This is a genomic window from Phycisphaeraceae bacterium, assembly GCA_019636795.1.
Lineage (GTDB): Bacteria > Planctomycetota > Phycisphaerae > Phycisphaerales > UBA1924 > JAHBWW01.
The window spans coordinates 49,102-69,692 of record JAHBWW010000004.1; the positions used below are offsets into that span (position 1 = coordinate 49,102).

General features: G+C 60.9%; 17 protein-coding genes and 1 tRNA gene. 1 reads left to right on the forward strand and 17 read right to left on the reverse strand.

The genetic code is table 11. The annotated features are described in order from the left end of the window. Positions 1-64: 64 nt before the first annotated feature. The 14 genes from KF757_09325 to KF757_09390 all read right to left on the reverse strand — a co-directional run bounded on the left by KF757_09325 (position 65) and on the right by KF757_09390 (position 15,690). Complete coding sequence (locus KF757_09325; protein MBX3323176.1) at positions 65-664, reverse strand: hypothetical protein; 600 nt, start codon at positions 662-664, stop codon at positions 65-67. A gap of 370 nt (positions 665-1,034) precedes the next feature. After that, complete coding sequence (locus KF757_09330) at positions 1,035-2,810, reverse strand: hypothetical protein (GenBank protein MBX3323177.1); 1,776 nt, start codon at positions 2,808-2,810, stop codon at positions 1,035-1,037. After that, complete coding sequence (locus KF757_09335; protein MBX3323178.1) at positions 2,800-3,597, reverse strand: hypothetical protein; 798 nt, start codon at positions 3,595-3,597, stop codon at positions 2,800-2,802. The genes KF757_09330 and KF757_09335 overlap by 11 nt, the downstream gene beginning before the upstream one ends. Before the next feature lie 320 nt (positions 3,598-3,917). Continuing rightward, positions 3,918-4,781 (reverse strand): GIY-YIG nuclease family protein, encoded by an 864-nt coding sequence (locus KF757_09340; GenBank protein ID MBX3323179.1) that lies wholly within the window; start codon positions 4,779-4,781, stop codon positions 3,918-3,920. A 33-nt stretch (positions 4,782-4,814) separates the two neighbouring features. Then, positions 4,815-6,437, reverse strand: a complete 1,623-nt coding sequence (locus KF757_09345; protein ID MBX3323180.1) for a type I restriction-modification system subunit M — start codon at positions 6,435-6,437, stop codon at positions 4,815-4,817. Then, a complete protein-coding gene (locus KF757_09350) occupies positions 6,434-7,675 on the reverse strand; it encodes a hypothetical protein (protein MBX3323181.1) in 1,242 nt (413 codons plus the stop codon). The genes KF757_09345 and KF757_09350 overlap by 4 nt, the downstream gene beginning before the upstream one ends. Continuing rightward, complete coding sequence (locus tag KF757_09355) at positions 7,675-8,982, reverse strand: restriction endonuclease subunit S (protein MBX3323182.1); 1,308 nt, start codon at positions 8,980-8,982, stop codon at positions 7,675-7,677. Before KF757_09355 ends, KF757_09350 begins: the two co-directional genes overlap by 1 nt. Before the next feature lie 25 nt (positions 8,983-9,007). After that, the gene (locus tag KF757_09360) at positions 9,008-12,052 is read right to left on the reverse strand and encodes a type I restriction endonuclease subunit R (protein ID MBX3323183.1); all 3,045 of its coding nucleotides are present in this window, start codon (positions 12,050-12,052) and stop codon (positions 9,008-9,010) included. Beyond that, positions 12,049-12,300, reverse strand: a complete 252-nt coding sequence (locus KF757_09365) for a helix-turn-helix domain-containing protein (protein ID MBX3323184.1) — start codon at positions 12,298-12,300, stop codon at positions 12,049-12,051. The genes KF757_09360 and KF757_09365 overlap by 4 nt, the downstream gene beginning before the upstream one ends. A gap of 94 nt (positions 12,301-12,394) precedes the next feature. After that, entirely contained in the window at positions 12,395-12,802 is a 408-nt protein-coding gene (locus tag KF757_09370) for a hypothetical protein (protein MBX3323185.1), read from the reverse strand. Next, positions 12,799-14,394: a recombinase family protein gene (locus KF757_09375; protein MBX3323186.1), complete on the reverse strand. Its 1,596-nt coding sequence runs from the start codon at positions 14,392-14,394 to the stop codon at positions 12,799-12,801. The genes KF757_09370 and KF757_09375 overlap by 4 nt, the downstream gene beginning before the upstream one ends. Continuing rightward, positions 14,391-14,945 carry a DUF2924 domain-containing protein gene (locus KF757_09380; protein ID MBX3323187.1) on the reverse strand — a complete coding sequence of 185 codons (555 nt, stop codon included), beginning with the start codon at positions 14,943-14,945 and terminating at the stop codon, positions 14,391-14,393. The genes KF757_09375 and KF757_09380 overlap by 4 nt, the downstream gene beginning before the upstream one ends. Next, positions 14,945-15,193, reverse strand: coding sequence for a hypothetical protein (locus KF757_09385; protein ID MBX3323188.1), 249 nt, complete (start codon positions 15,191-15,193; stop codon positions 14,945-14,947). Before KF757_09385 ends, KF757_09380 begins: the two co-directional genes overlap by 1 nt. 423 nt (positions 15,194-15,616) lie before the next feature. Further along, positions 15,617-15,690: transfer RNA gene (locus tag KF757_09390), tRNA-Met, on the reverse strand. 191 nt (positions 15,691-15,881) lie between these two features. On the opposite strand from KF757_09390, the gene purD reads away from it, so the two are divergent. Beyond that, entirely contained in the window at positions 15,882-17,198 is a 1,317-nt protein-coding gene (gene purD, locus KF757_09395) for a phosphoribosylamine--glycine ligase (GenBank protein MBX3323189.1), read from the forward strand. Between the two features lie 112 nt (positions 17,199-17,310). Here purD and KF757_09400 read toward each other — a convergent pair whose 3' ends face one another. From KF757_09400 to KF757_09410, 3 genes are all read right to left on the reverse strand, one after another. Further along, on the reverse strand, positions 17,311-17,967 hold the full coding sequence (locus KF757_09400; protein ID MBX3323190.1) for a hypothetical protein: 657 nt from the start codon (positions 17,965-17,967) through the stop codon (positions 17,311-17,313). 39 nt (positions 17,968-18,006) lie between these two features. Further along, positions 18,007-19,101: a right-handed parallel beta-helix repeat-containing protein gene (locus KF757_09405; GenBank protein MBX3323191.1), complete on the reverse strand. Its 1,095-nt coding sequence runs from the start codon at positions 19,099-19,101 to the stop codon at positions 18,007-18,009. Between the two features lie 80 nt (positions 19,102-19,181). After that, positions 19,182-20,372, reverse strand: coding sequence for a right-handed parallel beta-helix repeat-containing protein (locus tag KF757_09410; GenBank protein ID MBX3323192.1), 1,191 nt, complete (start codon positions 20,370-20,372; stop codon positions 19,182-19,184). Between the last annotated feature and the right edge of the window lie 219 nt (positions 20,373-20,591).

The following is a 20,591-nucleotide window of genomic DNA, read 5'->3' on the forward strand; positions in this document are numbered from 1 at the left end:
AGAGAACCGGCGGTCCGGGGGCGCTTCTTGGGTCACCTATGCCGCCACCGCCGCCGGTGCGCGGTCAGGCCGGCCCAAACCCGGCCGCCTCGAAGCGGGCGCGGAACCGTTCGAGGGCGTTCTGGATCTGCCGGCGGCTCACCGCAGCGCCGGACCGGCGCGACCACTCGCGCGCGGCCGCCGCCTTGCCGTGCTCAGCGACCAGCCGAAGCAGGTCCCGGTCCTCCGGGTCGAGGGTGGCCATGACCGCCGCGACGGCCTCAGCGGTCTCGGCGGTATCGAACTGGCAAGCGGGGGCGGCTTGGCGGCGGCGCTGCTGGTCGGCAGGACCGAGGACGGTGCGAAGCGGGACGGCGTCGCCGTCGCACTCGACGAGCGTCCCCTCAAGGGAGATCGCCTCGTAATCGCCGCGCCGCTTGTGGCGGCCACGGAATCGCAGCTCCATCGCCACCCAGGAATCGATGGCGTTCGTGACGAACGCCTCGATGTTCCCCCGGGCGGGATCGAACAGGTGGGCCTTCTCCAGCAGATACAGCAGCATCTGCTGCGTCAGGTCGTCGCGGTCCGACCAGGAGAAGTCCGTGCGCCGGCAGAGCTGGGCGGCTTTGATGCGGATGAGGGTGGCGGTGAAGGGGTCAGAAACAATCTGGTTGGGGTTACCCATGACGGGCCTCCGAGACCGGAGGCAGCGCCTGGGGTGTCGCCATCAGTGCGCACGGATCGCGCCCGACCGTTTAGCGGCGGTTCGCGGAATCGTCGTTGACGACGACACCCGAACGGCACTGCTTCGCGGCCAGTTGCGAAGTTGATGATGGACTTAGACAACGATGATGGTCATGCACCTTGCGGTAGCCGCGACCATCGCGGAGGCCCCCGAGAGCGGGGCAAGACAGGCTCTCTCTGTTGGTTGGTGTGGGTCATGCGGCTTCCGACTCCTGGCCGTTAGGTGTCGGAGGAATGGTGCCGCTTAACTGGTTTTCAAGTGGGTAGTTACGGCGTCTTCAGCGCGTCATCAAGGCGTAAATAGTGGGTAATTAGTGTGCCGTCGCTTCCGCCAGATACGAACGGCCGCCTGGGGTGATGGCGGCACCGGAGCGCGGACCATCCGGGTAGCACACGAGGTCCATTTCCCTTAGCTCCTTTAGCGCGATGCCAATGGTCTTACGCGTTCGGTGATGCCCGTTGGCTTTCATGGCGTCAACCAAATCAGCTTGGGTCATCAACGCTCTTGCCTTAGACAGCACCGAAAGGACTAGCACTTGATTCTTATTCAATGGATGTGATGGGCGTAATCCGTCATCACCCCCTGATGGCTGCGCGGCCTTGGGTGGCGCGGCCTTTGGATCACCACCGTTCGTCCCGAAGCCAAACGCAAGCATGGATCCGTCGGCGATCTTTCCGTGATACTGATCTTCGGCCGACGCCTGCATAGCCTCGATGATCACCGCGTTGACCTGTTCGGCATGCCGCCGATGCAGATCAAACACGCTGTCTATGACCACGGTCGGCGCGAGCGACATGAATCGGGTAACTCGTGCCAGCTCAGCGGCGTACCGCTGAGCGAACTCGGCAGAGTCCTCTAATGCAGCGATTTCGCGCGCAAAGCCGAGAAATCGCTCGGCGATAATGCGGTCCTCGGTTTGCTTCCGGGGCTCCGTCAGCACATCGTGTCGATAAAGACTCGATGGCTCTAGCGTTCCGCCGTCTACACCGAGCGTTGCGAAGCGACGCGACACGCACTGTGAGCACACGCCACAGTGCGGGCTCGCCTTGGTCGTCTCCCGAGTGTGCATGCAACTCACGCTGGAAGCGATCAACTCTCCCTGACCTGCGTGTTTGATGATCTCTACCACGTCCTGCTTGGTCTTCGTCAGAAATTCGTTCCGAACCTGGAACTTCTGCTCGAACACCGCCGACAGGAGTTGGCTGTACCACGCCAAGGTCTGGGGATGTGTCGTCCGAGTTGCCCGTGCGCCGAGCTCATGCTCAGCCAGGGGGAGGTTGATGCTCACCACTCCGTTCTCGAAGAAGTCGACAGCATCCAAGCCGAAGATCCGCGCCACAACCGCCCCAAGCGTGACATAGAGGAAGGATCGTGTCCGCTGAGTGTGATCCTTCTCCACCAACCCCTTCTTGTTGCACCAGACGGATACTGGCAGCGGGGCATTGCCGGACACCGAAGCTCGTTTAACAAGCTCCTTCACGAGACTCTTCTGCAGCCCGGCCACATGACCCGCTGGCTTGTGGCTCACCATTGCAATGCGCCGCCCGGCAGAAAGCTCTTGCACGGCTCCGCCCAGGGAATCGATTCCGCCCGAGAAGAGGAGCACCTTCTCGATCCCTTCTGGATTCGGGTCACCGGAGCCGAATTCCAGGTAGGTCTCTACCGCAGGGGGTTCGTGTAGTTCAGCGAAGGCGAACTCGAAGTTGTCGCCGGAGATGAAGTTCAACATGCGGCACAGCAGGCCAGCAACGTCTTCCTGATTCCAAAAGTCCGGGTCCCGGACAGCGATCTCCATCCGGATGTCGCGGTACCATAAATCGCCGTAATCTTGGGTCTTTCGACCAGTTCGCTTGGACAATTGGTCAGCGACATACACCGCCGCCGCGATCTCGATGAGATCGGCTGCTCGCTTCGGTACATTGGCCGTTAGTGACTTGGAGATCTCTGAGATCTTGATGACGACATTGCTTGCAGGGCCATCTGTGATGAGTTCTGTAGCCTTTAGCTCACGCCACAGTTTCCGCCGGCTAGAGAGGCCTGCGCCGTTGCACAAGAACAGATGCGGCTTGGGCCGATCAGGAGGCATCAGACCCCCCGAGATGCGTCAGCGCATCGCCCACCTTCTCCAAAGCATGACGGACAAAGCCAGCACTCTTCCGAGGCGTGATGCCGCCTTGAAAGTTGTGCTTGGAGTACCAAGTTCCCGAGAACTCTTTGAGCACAGACGACGCGGTTCGACAATGCGCTTCCATCGCCGATAGGAATGCATTGTGCTCGGACACGTCGGCGAATCTGCGGCCCGGCCCGACGTGGTTCGATAGCTCCTTGCTCAAGTGGTAGATGAGGAAGCCACTTGCCACACGACCGAAGAAGTCTTGGGTCAGGCGAGCGAATCCTGACTGCGTAGACAGCCGTCGCAGTGCATCTTGCACTGCGTCCGGACCCGTCCCAAAGAGGGTATTTGCGTACTCCTGGCCCAAGACGGTCAGGCTTTGAGCGGCGGCCCGTTGAGCGATCTCGCTCAGGTCCGAGCGAGATCGTGTGCTGGCCAGATGATCGTCGATGGCGTACGTGAAGTTGCCGACCAGGTCATAGATGGTGTTGGCAATGGAGGCACCATCCCCTTGGGAGAAACCGGATTCCCAGGCACCACCCGTGACCCCAAGCTCGGCCAGGCGTTCATTGAAGCGGTCTTCATCCCGGGCTGCCTGCGTGACCTGCGTGAGCAGGTAGAACGTATGAATCAGGCCTTCATCAGTCGCAGCACGCTCGAACCCTGCGATCGCAGCGGCCAGCATCGCGTCAGCCACTTGTGCGAGCGCACCTTGCCCCACGCCGGGCAATCCCGCCATGCCAGCACCATCGCCCAGCATGGCGACAACGCGTCTGTGCGACCGCGTAACCGGTAGGCTTTCGACCTGATGGTGGCCCATAGGGAGGGTTCTCCGCTAGAGGGCCGCCAAGCTATCCCGGACACGTCGCGATGGAGAGGCCCTATGCCGATGCCCGAAACGGCTGCCCATGTTGCCGTCCGAATACCGGACTGCATCGGCACTTGAAGTGCGGCTCATGAGTCAGAGCGAGTCGGGATCAGGATCGCCACGGAGAATCAATGCCAAGAAGAAGAGTTCGCTTTCACGAAGTGTCCTTATCGGAACTACGGGCATCACACATGGCCCCGTAGGCACAGAAGTCAGGCACCGTCTTCAGACATCCTCCGATAGACATCGTCCAGCGTCTGGCCCCTAGCATTCCGCCACTCGATCCAGCCGTTCGCACTGCTCCCGGTGACCAGACTCGCAGCAGCACTGGGTGAGCTGAAGACGACATCCCGCTCAAAGCGGTAGCCCTGAGGCGTTCGAGTAAGTAGGCCGCTGCCGATCATCTCTTCACGCTTCGGCCCGACGGTGTCATGAGACGACGAGGTGGTCTCTTGGCGAGCGATCGAGCCCTTGAGGACCACAAAGCCCTCTTCGTTGTAGACACCTCTCGCGTCAGACCCGCCGCGGCGGCACATGAACACCTGGTCCGCACTCGCGGCATCTCGCGATGAGGCTTCAAAGATCGGGTGCCCAAGAGTGCCAAGCAGAACCTCGAGCGTCTCAAAGATCTCCGCGACATCGGCTGCCATCCACTCCGGCACATTCGGTTTTCCCCCAGCGTTGCCGTTATCGAGGTCGTAGCGACCGGCGACTCTGGCCTTCTCGATCGCCATCCATTCGAGAAGTTTGGCGTGTGCCTTCGTGAAGCTGCCGGTCCGCGAGACGATCGCGACACCGATGTTCCAAAAGTCCTTGTTCTTGTTGTGCTGCTTGAAGCGGACGCCGCAGTCTTCGGCCTCACCGATGTAGGCGACCGGAAGGCCCGCAGCCTCTGATTCGCCGAAGAGGAAGTACACGCCGACGCCGGCCAACTCCTCACGCTTCACCGCCTCATCCAAGCGAGCGCGTGGGACCACGACCGCCTGGACAATGCGCGTGGTGATCTCTGCGATGCGGACGCCACGAGGGTCACCCGATGGGCAGTAGATCTGAATGGTCTTCCCGGCAGCGAGCATCGATTCCCTTTCTTGCACGACCAGCGCCGAAACTCACGGCAACGGCGTCAGGCCCAACTCCTCCAGAAACCCGTTGTGTGCCGTCTTCGCCTTATTGATCCTCTTCTCGATACCCATCAAATCGCCGTGCGTCGCCTGAAGGTCGATCTGCTCCTCGGGCTCCGCTGTGCTCACGTAGCGCGAGATGTTGAGGTTGAAGTCATTCGTTTCAATCTCATCCATCTCGACCCGTCGGGCATACCGCTCAATCTCATCTGGGCGATCGCGGTAGGTATCGATGATTCGCTGAATGTGTTCCGGGCTCAGGAAGTTCTGTCGCTTGCCCTTGTCGAATCCCTTTTCGGCGTTGATGAACAAGACGTCATCGGATCGCTTGCACTTCTTGAGCACGAGGATGCAGACCGGGATACCGGTCGAATAGAACAGGTTCGCGGGCAGACCGATGACGGTGTCAATGTGCCCGTCCTCCAGCAACTTCCGCCGGATCCTCGATTCGGCAGCGCCGCGGAACAGCACCCCGTGCGGCAGGATGATGGCCATGACGCCATCATCCTTGAGGTAGTGCAGCCCGTGCAGCAGGAACGCGAAGTCCGCCGCCGACTTGGGTGCGACGCCGTGATCCTTGAACCGTGCGTCCTTGCTGGTCTCCTCCTTGGGCGTCCAGCGGTAACTGAACGGTGGATTGGCCACGACCGCGTCGAACTTCGGTCGGTTCGCCGGGTTGGGGTCTGTCAAGAGCTCCCAATCGTTGACGAGCGTATCGCCGTGGTGGATGTGGAACTCCGAGTCCTTCACGCCGTGCAGCAGCATGTTCATGCGGGCGAGGTTGTAGGTCGTGACGTTCTTCTCCTGCCCGTAGGTCATGCCGACCGTGCCGCCGGCGTCCGCGATGTGCCGCCGCACATTGAGCAAGAGCGAGCCGGAGCCGCACGCGAAGTCGTATACGGCTTCGAGCTTCTTTCGCGGCCCGCTCTCCGGCGCTTGGCTGTCAAGCGTGACGATCGCCGAGAGGATCGAACTGATGGGCTGAGGCGTGTAGAACTCGCCGGCCTTCTTGCCGGATCCGGCGGCGAATTGGCCAATCAGATACTCGTAGGCGTCGCCAAGCGTGTCGGCGTCGGTCGAGAACTCCTTCAGGCCGTCGGCGATGCGGGTCACGACCGTGCACAGCTTCTGGTTCCGCTGTTTCAGGGTCTTGCCAAGCTTCTCAGAGACCAGGTTGATCTCCGAGAACAGTCCTCCGAAGGTGCTTTGGAATGAATCGTTCTCGATGTACTTAAACGCGGCCTGCAGCGTGTCGAGCAGGTAGTCATCCTGCTTGCGTGCGAGGTGGGCGATGTTCGTCCAGAGGTGTTCCGGCTTGATGACATAGTGCGCCTTCTTGCGCATCTGCGCCTCGAACGCCGGGACATCGGCCTCGTTCTCCGCGTACCAGACCGAGAGCGGCGTCCGTCCGCCGTTGCCGACCGCATCCGGGTCGGGGTAGTCGCGGCCCAGTTCCTTCTTGGCCGCTTCCTCGTAGTTGTCGGACAGGTAGCGCAGGAACAACAGCGCGAGCATGTAGTCGCGGAAGTCGTCCGCGTTCATCGCGCCGCGCAGGTCGTCGGCAATGGACCAGAGGACTTTGCCCAGTCGCTTTTGATCGTCGTTTGTCATTTGGTCACAGCCTCTTGATTGTCTTCCGGTTCACTCGTGGGGAGTCCAGGGAAGTGTTGCCGACTGAACGCGTAGTCGCGGATAAACGCATGGAGCATCGCGCGGAACACACGCTTGTTGTCTTCCACCATCTCGGTGGGTTCGTAGACGGAGTAGCCGCCGTGACTGAGTAGATTCAGCAGACGCGTGTGCAGCACGCCGTCAAAGTCGTCTGCATTGCGCTTGATGCAATCAGAGAAGCTGTTGTACCCAAGGAAGCTGGCCGTCTTCTCCGCAACGGCCCGGAGCGAGTTGAAGTGGTATGTATCGAGGTTGCCGCTCCCGCCTCGCTCGTAGAGCTCCGCGAGGGTGGCAATGTGGTGAAAAAACGGCGTCGCCTCGGTATTGCGGATCAGATAGTCGTCCGTCGACAGGTCGCGGCTGAGAAAATACCTGCGAGAATGCTTCTTGAGTTCATTCCAGAGCACGTTGTGAAAGAGCGGGTGGTGTGTCGAAATCACCACGCCCGGCGGAGCACTCGTTCTTTCCCCGCTGGCGTGGCTTTGGTGCGCTTGCTTGAGGAGCATCGCGAGATGCGTCGCCACCTTGACCGCGTTCTGCTCGTCTAGCGATGAGATCGGGTCATCGATGTAGATGTACTTGACCCAGTCGTACGCATCCAGGTCGGGGTCGAGGGCGACCTCGACGATGGCCAGGAAGAAGCACCAGATGAAGATGTTCTCTTCGCCCCGCGAGACCTTGATGTGCTCAATGGTCTCTGAACGATCCGAGCCATCGTCCTCCTTCACCAAGATCTCTCGGCTGAACGACACTCGGCCCTCATCGAGCATCGGCTTCTCGTCGTCCTTGCCAGGGGCGCGGTACTTCAGGTCCACATCGATCGTGAAATCGGCGAAGTAGTTCAGAAGTGACTGCACCCGATTCGCGATCTCGAACTCGCCCAGTCCTGCGAAGAAGCGCGACTTGGCGTTCAGCTCGAGGGTGCGGCGCTCATCATTGTCCAGGTCGTTGTCCCACGAAAACAGGTCCTCAGTGAAGGCGTTGAAGTAGAGCGTGTCGCCCGAGACGACATCATCCTCTTCGTTGAACTGCTTGCCGAGCCTGTTGAACTCGCGGGAGAGCCGGGTCTTCCCTGTGCCGTTGTAGGCATACAGCAGGATGTACCGATGCTGCTGCAGCTCATTCCTGAGGTGCTCAGCCAAAACAGTGAGATCTGGAAAGGACTGACCCTGCGCCATCAGCCACCTCCATCGGCCGCGTCCGGCGTTGGGAAGAGCTGCTGCATGAGGCCGCGTTTGTGGTCGTGGAGAGCGACTAGCTTATCAGCGTGCGCCGTGATAAGGGCATCCAGCGACACGAGACAATCAGCTATGCGCTCCTGCTCAGCAGGACCGGGTGCCGATAGCCTTAACTGCTTTACTTCGTCAGTGTCCAGTCGTCCGGTGCCGTGTCCAGCTATGTCTACGAGTGCCCGCAGATTCGGCTTATTGGCGATCAGGAGATAGGCAAGGAACTCACCGCGCGTCCCCTTCCGTGGGGTGAGAGCTTTGATATCCTGATTGAATGTCATGGGTCGTTGCAGCAGGCAAATCGGTACATCCTTCATCAATGTCATGCCACGTGTGAGCATGAGCAATGTGCCAGCAGGCACCAGCCTCGCACCCTCGTCCACCGCAAGCTGGGTGATGTGGTCCTCGCTATCCTGCAATCTCAGTTTCTTCATGTCCTTCGCGGATACCCACGGGATCGAGCCGCCCCAGTAGGCGGGATTGCTCTTGGATGGCGTCCCACCAGACTTGAAGCTTGCGAGTTCGTCAATCGACTTTGGTTGCCACTGCCGCGTATCGCGGAACTCCGGAAACCGAAGCCGCGGGCGGGATTCGCCCGGGCGGGGGAAGAGCTGTTGCATGAGGCCGGTCTTGTGCCGGCGGAGTGCCGCCAGGGCTTCCGTCTCGGCCGCGATCCAGTCGTCCAGCGAGCCGAGGCACTCCGCGATCTTGCGCTGTTCGGCCGGCTCAGGCAGGAGCAGCGGTACGTCGCGAAACACTCCCTTCGAGATGTTGTACCGGGTTGCACCCTGAGCGCTGCGAGCGAGGTGCTTCCTGACTACCCCAGATCGGAGCGCATACCCCAAGAAGACCGGGTCTGGTGAGCGACCTTCATGAAAGCGAAACAAGGCACAGAACGAGTTGAGGTAGCAGTCCTCGATGTCACCGAGGAGAACGCTCGACATGCCCGCGTCCTCTGGGGTCTCTGATGAAACGGTGAAGAAAACGTCGCCTCGGGCGACGGCGTTCTGCGTCTCGCCCTCACCGACATCGACCGCACGCAGATCATGGAGATCCGTGAAAGTGTTCGAGAAGACGTTCATGTACGGGATAAACCTGGCGTCACCCGTATCGAAGTCAGCTGCAGACTTCCCTGTGAGTGAGGACAAGAACGCGCCGCGGGTACCAAGACGCTTGACATTCCAGCCCGCGGCATTCCGGAACTGCGGAAACCGAAGATGCGGTTTTGGCTTGGTTGTCTTGTCGTCCTTGCTCATGGCCTGATCCTCTCTGTCGTCTCGTTCACTGCTCCCACGCAGCCAGTCCGTTGATCCGGCGTCCGGCGGCGCGCTGCTTGAGCAGCGGGATCAGGCCCGCCATCAGTTCTTGCTCCTTGCGTTGGCGATCCTTCCAGCCCAGTCCGAGCGGCGCGAGCAGGTCGGTGAGCTTCTCGCCGTCGAAGATCATGCGGTCGAGCACCTCGGCGGTGAAGGCTTCGAGGGCGTCCGTTTCGAGGCCGTGGACGGCGGCGAGGTCATGCATCGCCTGTTGCTGCTTCTCAGCCTTGAAACGGGCGTAGCCGGCCTCGACCTCCCGCACGCTGAGGCCCTTGCCGGCTTCGAGACTCCGGACATACGCGGCGATGTCGTCCTTCTCATCGAGGAACTTGGCGTCGGACTGGATGAGGGCGATCAGCTCCTCGCGGGTCATCCGGGTCTTTGTCGATTTGCCTGAAGCAGGGGCTTGGCTCATCTGGCTGATGAGCGTCATGATGTAGTCGTAGTCGATAGTGGCAGAGGCAAAGAGGACCAGCTCGAAATCGAGGTCGTCGACGGTTGGATCGGGCTCATCGCTGGATTGCGACTGGTCGCGGAGCTGCTTGGCCGTCTCGAGGTAGGCCCCGCGATAGCCGCGGAGGTCGTCCTTGGGCAGCGTCGCCTCGATCTCCTGCTTCTGCGCATCGGAGAGGTCGGTGTACTGGTCGAGCTGGACCTGAAGTCGCTGGACCTCCTTGAACTGCTGCACGAAGCCGGCGCGGGCGGCGTCGCCCTTGAGGTTGGCGATGCTGCTGGGCGCTGGGGGCAGGCCCTGGCCTTCGAGGAACGCGTCGAGGTCGGCCTTCGCGGCCTTAAGCTTCTCGATGACGACGGGGGCCGGATCCACGAGCCAGATCTTGCGGGATTCCTCGGCACCCTCGCCGGTGGCTTCGAGGCCGGAGAACATCCGGACGGCTTCGTCGACGTTGTCCTTCTGGCCCCGGAAGTCGAGGATCTGGCCGTGGGGCTTGGTGTCGTTGAGGACGCGGTTGGTGCGGCTGAAGGCCTGGATCAGGCCGTGGTGCTTGAGCTTCTTGTCGACGTAGAGAGTGTTGAGGTACTTGCTGTCGAAGCCGGTGAGGAGCATGTCGACGACGATGACGAGGTCGATCTTCCCGCCGCCGGGTGTGCCGTCCTTGCCGGGCATGTCGGCATCTGGGAACTTCTGGTTCTTGATGCGCTCCTGGACATCGCTGTAGTAGGCGTCGAACTCGGCGAGCTTGTGGTTCGTGCCGTACCGAGCGTTGTAGTCCGCGATGATGCGGGTGAGCGCGGCCTTCTTCTCGTCGGGCTGCTGCTGGTTGTCGGCCAGTTCCTGGGGGAGGTCTTCCTGGAGCTGACGGACATCGGCGTTGCCTTCGGCGGGCGGAGAGAAGACGGCGGCGATCTTGAGAGGCTTGAAGTCGGGATCTTCAGCTTGCCGCTCAGCCTGCGCCTCGGCGAACAGATCGAAGTAGGCGATCGCGTCATTGATACTGGCGGTGGCCAAGAGTGCGTTGAAGCGTCGGCTGTTTGTGGCGGCGTCGTGCTTGTCGAGGATGTTGTCGACGATCGCACGCTTGACCGCGTCGGGGTTCGCTTTGCGGGCGTCCTCGCCGCCGTGCTGGAAGTAGTCGACGTTGAACTTCAGGACGTTGCGGTCTTCGATGGCGTCGGTGATGGTGTACTGGTGCAGGGGCTGCTGGAAGATGTCGGCGGTGGTCATCAAGGTCTGGACATCACCGTCGACCTTCCTGGCCGTGGCGTTCTCTTCGAAGATCGGTGTTCCGGTGAAGCCGAAGAACTGGGCCTTGGGGAAGAAGTCCTTGATGGTCTGGTGGGTCTGGCCGAACTGTGAGCGGTGGCACTCATCGAAGATGATGGCCATGCGCTTGTCGCGGAGGGGCGCGAGCAGGTCGGAATAGGTGTCTCGGCCGCGTTCGGCGCGTTGCTTGTTGCGCTTGCTCTGCTCATCGAGGGCGAGGCCGAGTTTCTGGATCGTGGTGACGATGACCTTGTCGGCGTAGTTATCGCTCAGGAGACGCTTGACGAGCGCGGCGGTGTTTGTGTTCTCCTCAACGCAACCGGCCTGGAACCGGTTGAACTCATCGCGGGTCTGACGGTCGAGGTCTTTACGGTCGACCACGAACAGGCACTTGTGGATGTCGTCGTTGGTCTTGAGCAGCGTCGAGGCCTTGAAGCTGGTGAGGGTCTTGCCGCTGCCGGTGGTGTGCCAGATGTAGCCGTTGCCGGTGTTGTCCTTGATGCAATCGACGATCTGCTGGACGGCGTAGATCTGGTACGGGCGCATCATCAGCAACTGCTTCTCGCCGGCGACGAGAACCGTGTAGCGGCTGATCATGCGGCCGAGCGTGCACTTGGCGAGGAACGACTCGGCAAAGTCGTCCAGGTGGCTGATCTTCTCGTTCTTGGAATCCGCGAACTCGTAGACGGGCAGAAACCGCTCGTCGGCGTTGAACGCAAAGTGCTTCTTGTTATTGTTGGTGAAGTAATACGTCCGATCGCGGTTGCTGACGACGAAGAGCTGGACGAAGCAGAGCAGCGTGTTGGTGTACCCGTTGCCCGGGTCGGACTTGTAGTCGACGATCTGCTGCATCGCCTTGCGGGGGCTGATGCCGAGGGTCTTCAGCTCGATCTGCACGGCCGGGATGCCGTTGATCAGCAGCATCACGTCGTACCGATGGAAGCTGTTTGCGGTGTTGATGCGGAGCTGGCTGACGACCTCGAAGGTGTTCTTGCACCAGTCCTTGATGTTGACGAGCGAGTAGTTGAGCGGTGTGCCGTCGTCGCGGACAAAGCTGCTTCTCTCCCTCAACCGAACAGCGGCGTCGAAGACATCGGCGACAACGATCTCGTCGAGCAGGCGGCCGAACTCGCCATCGGTCAGCTTGACACGATTGAGCGTCTCAAACTTCTCTCGGAAGTTGGCGTTCAACGCATCTCTGTCGCGGATGTCGGGCCGGTGCTCGTACTTCAGGCCGACGAGCCGGTCTATCAGAGCCTGCTCGAGTTCGCGTTCTGCTGAGGTCATCTGTCATCTGCTCCCGGGCTCGGCCGGCGCGACCCTCCGCCCTCTCTACTCCCATCCGAACTGAGCCACGCATCCACCGCAGACTTGTGGAACCGCCAATGCCTCCCGACCTTCTGGCCGGGCACCTTCCCGTCCTGCGCGAGTTTGTAGAGGGACGACTTCGAGACCTGCAGGTAGACCGCAAGCTCGTCGATGGTCATCACCTCCGGCGGGGGAGGCGGCGGGTTGCCCTGACGGAGTCCAGACATGGAGTCGGAGGATAGCCGTTATTGACGGTCGATGCCGGCTGCTCTTCGAACTCACTGACAATATGCCGTCACTGGGTCGCCCCAGAACGAGGGTCTAAGCCGTTGCGCGGCGGATGTTTGAGCTGTCGAGGTCACGCCATGCTTCCCGCTGAGACGTCCAATCCCATAGCGTCACGATCCCCCGCAAATCCCTCTCCGTCACCGGATCCCGCCCCTCCGTCACCGGCGGCTGGAACAGGATCTCCTCCTGAATCTCCGGCGCAAGATGCAGCAGGTTCATGATCTGCGTCATTCGCGGCTGGGTCACTCGGGCCAGGTCCGCCAGGTCGGTCTGGCTGCCCACCACACCGTCCTGAAGCATCCTGTCGAACTTGATCGCCAGGGCCATCAGGCGGGCGACTCGGGGCACCCGCCCCGGCGGAGGGGGCGGAGCGGGCTCGGTGACGATCAGCCGCCGGGTTTGGCGGACGCGGAAGTGGATGGGCCGGGTGACGGTGGTCATGCCGCCTCCTTCTTGATGCGGTCGAGGAAGGCCCGGATACTCGTTGGGCGGAAGGTCACGCTGACGCTCGATTTCACGGCGTCGTACTCCACCGCCGAGACCAGCAGCCGGATCAGCCGGGCCTGCTCACGCGGGATCAGGTTCTCCCACACGGGGTCGAAGCCGCTGAATGCCGCCTCGGCCTGCGCTTGGGTGATCGTCTCTGCGTCCAGTTCGCCGATCCGCTTCTCGACCTCGGGCAGCCGCTTGTCCCCGGCAGTGATCTGCTCATGCAGTTCTGCGATCCGCTGGGACACATCTGTATCCGCGAGCCCTCCGGCCGCGAGAGTCTGGAGTTCGCGGTGGCAACGGTCCAGCGTCCGCCTCAGATCGGCACGCTCCGTGACCAGACCCTCGCGCTCCTCGGCGATCGTTGCTTGGGCGTCGGCCAGCACCTGCTTGAGCAAGGCTCGGTCGGAGCCCAACCCGCGGATCTCGTCGACCACCACCCGCTCGATCTCCGCCGCCGGCAGCGTCCGCGACGGGCACTCGGATGCCCCGTTCTTGATAGCGTGCGTACACCGGTAGTAGCGGTAGAACCGCGGCCCGCCCTTCTTGTCCTTCGTGAATGTGTGCGTCATGGCATACCCGCATGCCTTGCAGGTGATCAGACCGCGTAGCAGGGCACCGTACTTGTTGCGGACCTCGAAACCGCCGGTCCGCCCGTTGTAGCGCAGCAGCTTCTGGACCCGCTCGAAGATCTCCGGGTCCACGATGGCCTCGTGCACGCCGTCGTAGATCTCGCCCTTGTGGGTGATCTTCCCGACGTAGACCGGGTTTATGAGGTGATTGTGCAGCGTGGCCTTATTGAATGGCTTCCCGCCGATGACCTTGCCTGTCTTCTTCGTGACCCGCTTCTTGTTGGTCCACTCGCGGTGTCGCAGCTCGCGGACGACCGGCAACAGCGACTGCTTCTCCAGGTACAGATCGAACAGGGCACGGACCCGCACCGCCTCGCGGGCGTTCACCACCAGCCGCGGGCTCGGGCCGGAGCGGTCCACGTCGTAGCCCAGCACCGGCACGCCGCCGGCCCACTTGCCCTTGCGCTTCTGGGCCGCGATCTTGTCCCGGATCCGTTCGCCGATGATCTCACGCTCGAACTGTGCGAAAGAGAGCAGGATGTTGAGCGTCAGGCGTCCCATTGAGCTCGTCGTGTTGAACTGCTGGGTCACCGAGACGAACGACACGCCCTTACGGTCGAACGCCTCCATGATCCGAGCGAAGTCCATCAGCGAGCGGCTGAGCCGGTCCACCTTGTAAACCACGACGCAGTCGATCTTTCCCGCCTCGATATCGCGGAGCAGGTGCTCGAGCGCCGGCCGCTCCATGCTGCCACCGGAGAACCCGCCGTCGTCGTAGCGGTCCGGCAGGCAGACCCAACCCTCGGTCTTCTGGCTGGCGATGAACGCCTCGGCGCTCTCGCGCTGAGCATCAAGCGCGTTGAACTCCTGATCGAGACCTTCTTCGCTGGACTTGCGGGTGTACACCGCACATCGCATGCGGCTGCCCGGGGCCGCGGCCTCCTTTGGCCGATCGCGTTTGCGTACCTTCATCGCGTGCTCCTGTCCTGGCCGAGCCGGAAGAACCGGAAGCCGTTGATGTGGCTCCCGGTGATGTGTTTGGCCACCCCGCTGAGCGTCTTGAAACGCTCGCCGTCGCACTCGAAGCCCTCGCCGTAGGGGAGCACCAGCACCCGGATGGTCCGGCCTTGGTATTCGCGGACGATCGCTGAGCCGGGCGGCGGGACACGCGGGTCACGCTCCGCCTCCGGGTTGAGTCCCCGCGTCACCGTGGCGGACCGCCCCGTCTGTGGCGGCGTGACAAGCGTCTTTGGGGCCATCACCCGAACCTCAGCGTCGTCTGCGAGCTCCTCGGCCCGCTTCCTCGCCCGCTCGCTGAGGTCACCCTCCTCGTTGGCCTGAAGCCGCCAGGCGATCTTGCGGATCAGGTACGTCCGGTGGCGCGTCCGGGTCTGGTAGCCGTGCAGCTCGACAAACCGCTCCACGAGCTCGTTGGTGGACATGTCTTTGAGCGAGTCGATCTCGTCCTCGATCCGTCTTGCCGTCGCATGCTTCATGCGGCCTCCTGTGGCTGGTGTCTCCATCACGCGTCTCCTTCACCCGCCGGTCGGGATTTGGATAGCGTCGCCACAGTGAGGCTCGGATCGCTCGGAAGTTCAAGGCATGTCGCGGCACCTTCTTCAACTTCGCGCAACGCCCGCGATGCGGCGTCCCGCTCGATGCGAACCGCGCGCACGAGACCACGCGCGAGGATGCGCGAGATCTCGTCCTGCCGCTCTTCGGATGTCATCGCTTCGGGGCTGCGCCGGCTGTCGTCGCTCGCTCGTGGCATGGGTCGCTCCAAGGCGATCCGCGTGCATCGCGACCTCGCCACGGGTGACCTATGACGCCGCTTACCGACGGTGCGCGCCCGCTTCACCGCGGCGCATCGATTGGATCAATGTCGCGAGCAGCCCTTGCAGTTGATCACCCCCGTCAAACCCGCTCACCCGGTCGAACAGAGACTTCACCGCGGCGGGTGTCTCTCGCCACCCGGCAGAGACCTCGAGGCGATTCGGGCGAATTAGCGCCCACCGAGCGGCCGAGCCGGTTATCCCGGCGTCCAGACCAGAGACCGCGTCACGTTTGGGGAGCGTTGGCCCACCGCCCCCACGGACGCGGGAACGGGGCCCGAAGGGGCCAACACGCGCGGGTGTCTCTCATCGGCCCGGCCCAAAAACCACAAAGCCGGCTGCTTTCGCAACCGGCTTGGGAATAGCGGGGACAGGATTCGAACCTGTGACCTTCGGGTTATGAGCCCGACGAGCTACCGGACTGCTCCACCCCGCAGACAGGAGGGGAGGATAGGCTGGACTCATCTGGTGGTCAATGGATCGAAGCTCCGGAGTCGTTACGTCGAGTTGGGCTGCCTAGGGATGTGCAGCAACGGTTGGGCTTGACGTGGGGTTTGCACTGTGGTTTTAGTGCCGTATATGGATTGACTCTGTCGTTCGACTCAGATGTTTGCATACCATCGCCCGATGCCAGATTTTTCCAATCAATCACGATCCAAGGTCAATGTGCTGCTCATTGGCGGCGGAGGACGTGAGCACGCGCTTGCGACAGCGATCGTTCGCTCGGATCGGCTTGGCGAACTGTGGATCACGCATCCATCGAACCCCGGATTGTCAACGCTCGGCAAGCCCGTTGATGTACCGGTGGACATCCGCGAAGTCTATCGCCTGCGTCAGTTCTGCGATCATCATTCGATCGGGTTGGTGGTCATCGGGCCTGAGGATCCGCTGGCTGAGGGTTTTGCGGATGCACTGGCGACCGAGACGCGGTTAGTGTTCGGGCCAAGCAAGGCGGGCGCGATGCTCGAAGCTGACAAGTCATGGGCCAAGCAACTGATGCGGTCGGCGTCGATCCCGACAGGCGAGTCACGCAGTTTTGAGGACTACGAATCTGCGATCAACTATGTGCAATCACGCAATGAGCCGCCCGTAGTCAAGGCTGCTGGATTGGCCAAGGGCAAAGGCGTGTTCGTGTGTTCGAGTCTTGAAGAAGCAGCAGATGCAGTCGAGCGCATTATGAAGCAGCGTGTGTTCGGCGATGCCGGGCGGCGCGTGGTGATTGAAGAGCGTCTCACCGGTCCTGAAGTTTCGTTGCTCGCACTGGTCGATGGGCGCAACATTCTCGTGTTGCCGCCGTGCCAGGATCACAAGCGGTTGCGCGATGGCGACCTGGGCCCGAATACAGGCGGGATGGGTGCGTTCTGCCCGGCTGGCACGATCGATGACGCGATGATGGCGCGCATCGAGCGGGAGATCCTTGTGCCGACTGTTGACGCATTGCGTCGCGAAGGCATCGACTATCGTGGTGTGCTTTACGCAGGCATCATGCTCACACCGGCCGGGCCAAAGGTGCTTGAGTTCAACGTGCGTTTTGGTGACCCGGAGTGTCAGCCTTTGATAGCGAGGCTCGATTGCGACATCATCGACCTGTTCGAAGCGACTGCGACGGGGCGTCTGGATGAGATTGATATCGCATGGAAGCCGCAAACTTCCGTTTGTGTTGTGCTTGCGAGTGCAGGGTACCCTGAAACGTCTTCGAAGCCTGTTCAGATTCATGGCGTCGAGGCTGCGGAACGGGTTGCGGGGGTGACGGTGTTCCATGCGGGCACACGTCGCGAGAGCGATGGCAAGTTGATGACCGCAGGCGGGCGTGTGCTGGGCGTGACCGCGTTGGGTGATGATCTCGAAACGGCGCGCGATCGCGCGTATGAGGCTTGCCGACATATTTCGTTCGCGGGGATGCAAATGCGGACGGACATTGCAGCCTTGGCTGCAACGCGCTGAGCGACTCAAGTTCAGAACGAACCAACCAGTCGGGCGCATGAAAAAGCCCCGCACGGTGTGTGCGGGGCTGTGATTTTTCACGATCAACGTTGGTTGGTTTTGGAGTCAACGATCAGGGGCAGCCCTGTGAATACAGACTCAGGAATCGCTGCACATCGAAGAAGTCATAGATTCCGTCGTTGATGAGGTCGGCGCTCGAGTGTTGAGCGCTGAAGGCGTTGAGGAAGCCGAGCACATCGAAGATATCGAGGACGCCGTCGTCGTTGAAGTCTGCTGGGCATCGCAGCGCAACGTAGTGCTGGTTGTGATCGAGGTTGATCCATCCGACATTTTCGCTCCATGCGTGTCCGCGGAGGCGGCGGCTTTGCAGGTCGAGCCTTGCGTGCTGGTTCGAGTTGATGAGCGTTGGAGCGGTGTCGAAGTTGATCCATCCGATGTTCTCGCCCCATGCCATACCGAAGAGGTGGCCTGTAGATGGGTCGATGTTGACACCGAAGTCAGATGCGTTGTTGTTGGCGTAGTGCTGTCCGCCGACCGGGGTGCCGTTGCCGAAGTTGATCCATCCGACATTCTCGCTCCACGCGTACCCCTTCATGTAGGTGCCATCGATGACGATGCCCTGGGTTCCGTTGTTCGCGTTGCGCCAGTTGATCCATCCAATGTTCTCGCCCCAAGCCCATTTTTTAGTGGCCGAGACATTGGACTGAGCAGCAGCGAAGGGAGCGAGGAGGGCGAGTGTCAGAAGTGTGATTGTGACTTGTTTGTTCATGACGATTCTCCGTGCAGTTAAAACTGCGTCGAGGTGCAATCAGCGTGAGAAGTTGGCGAAAGGGCTGGTCGACATGATGGTGCCGCCAGTGCTGACAACTGGCCCGATCATGTTGTTGGCCTGGTTGACGGTGGCAAAGCCATTGCCGACTGTGGCGCTGCGTGAGTGGTTGCCGATGACGAGGTTGTCGATGCCGGAGTTTTCGATCTGCACAGCGTGCGGCCCGCCGTGGCAGAGGTTTCCTTCGATCCGAGATCCGTCTTCGATGACAGCGATGCATGCTACCTGAAGGCCGGATGAGCTGATGTTGTTGTCACGAACGATGGAGCTGTGATAAACACGGATGCCGCCTGAGCCGTTGTTGGTTGAGGAGTTTCCGAGAATCTTGAGTGCTCCGGAGTTGAGTTGGCCGGTGATGCCGAAGGCAGTGTTGGCGTTGACGGTGCATCCTTCAACGTGGGAGCCGTACGCGACGGAAATCCCGGACTGCGAGCACTGGTTGGCGAAACTGCCGATGACACGCCCCTGGGTTGAAGTTACAATTCCGTTTTGTCCAGCGCTGTAGACCGTGGAGTTTTCGACAATCGAGTGGGTGCTGACGACAATGCCATTGCCGAGCGGTGCCTCGATAAAGCAGTTTGAGATGATGCTGCGCTGTCCGACATTGATCCCGTCGCCCTTGGCATTGCGAACGGTGACGTTCTCGATGCGCGCGTTGCGGCCGAGGACGATGCCGTGGTTGCCTGATTCGCGCAGGGCTCCGTTGCGGATGGTGGTGTTGCTGAAGGCGTTTGCGTCGACACTGATAAGCGGGCGGGTGCTGGTTCCACCGCCGGCGCGTGCGATGAAGAATCCGTTCATGTCGATCGTGACATCAGGAGCCGAGATGAGAATGGCACCCGTATCGCCCGTGACAATGAGTGAGGAAGCGAGGTAGTACGATCCAGGCTGGACAATAACGAAGAAGTGCTCGCCATTGCCGGGTGTGGTTTCGTACTTGAGGGGAGTGCGTGGTTCGACTTCGACAAGGGTCTTCATGGAGGAAGCGACAGGGCCTTCGGGCGGGTCGAGCGGACCAGCCAGGGCGGGGAGTGCGAAGAGTGCGACGGCGGTGGTGAGGATCAGTTTCTTCATTGTTCAATTCCTAACTATGGTGATGGCGCGTTTGTGCGTGCCAGGTTGTGAGGCTGTGAGCCGCTCGAACAGACGAGCGCTCAATATGTGAAATTGGCGTTGGGGTCGGATGAACCGGGTGAAGTGCCACCAGAGTTGCCGCTGATAGCACCTGCATTGGTGGCCTGCACGACAAGACAGCGGTTTCCTACGACGACATCCCAGTTCAGCGTTGTGTTCGAGGAGACTGTGTTGCGAGTGATGAAGTTGGTGCCAGCGGTGACGCGAATGCCATAGTCGTTGTCGTTGCAGACATTCCCCTCGATTCGGCTCCTGAAACCAGAGGTGAAGATCCCGGCTCCAAGTGTGGACTGGCCATTCGAGTTGCTGACATTTTCGCGCACGGTGCAGTTTCCCAGGAAGGAGATGCCGTGTCCGCCATTGAACGTGACGCTATTGTTTTCGATCAGGCTCGATGAGTTGGCTGTGATGCCATTGAGCGAGTTGCTGCGAACGACGCAGCTGGTAATGACCGAGCCATTGAGACCAACGATTCCGTGGCCGGAGTTGTTGGTCGAAGTGCAATCGAGCACTCGGGTGCCGTCGCCAGAGGCATCAATGCCGTTATTGCTGTTGCTGCGGGCGATTGTTCTGGAAACGATCGAACTATTGAGGACGAACACGCCCGCGACGCTATTCTGCTCGCTGATGCAATCAAACACTTGTGAGGAATCCAATGATCTGATTCCATAACCCGCATTGAATGCTGCGCGCGAGGAACGAACGATGGAGGCTCCCGGCAGACGCATTCCATCGTTGCCGTTGTTGAGTACTGAGACGTTTTCGACTTCCCATCCTCGAGATCCGGCAGCTGTATAACCCAACCCGACGCCATTGCCGATCGATCGAATCGTCCCATTACGAACTGTGATGTTGGAGCGAGCACCGTCACCAATGATGCCGCCGAATGATGCGGTGTGACCTCTGATGGTCATGCCATTGAGGTCGATCGTGACATCATCGGCAGCCACTTCGATGCACAACATGCCTGCAGCGCCGAATATGTTTTCTGTCAGGTAGTACGACCCGGGTTGCGAAATGCGAAACACGGAATCGGCATCACCTGGTGTGTTGACTGCGTTGATCGCGATTCGGGGTTCGACCTCGACGAGGGTCTTATAAGTGCTCTGGACGCTGCCCGCGGGCGGGTTCAAGGGTCCGGCGATGATCAGGCCTGCAGTCCCGGCGACTAGCGTGAGCGCAGCGATAGCGAGTTTTGCTGAATGACGCATGGCGGTCTCCTTGTCTAGGGGTGCTTGGTTGGTAAAGGAACGCCCCCGATGCTCACCAGTGCGACATCTGGGCTTCGGCCGGCTGGTCGTGGAGAGAAAATTCTTTGAAAATCCGACTCGGGGGCCGATTCTGCCATTGCGTTTGGGTCGGTGCTGTGGGATAATCGCTCGACCCGGTTCGGATGGAGGCGTCCAAGCCTTCTTGTAGCAGAGTCTTGC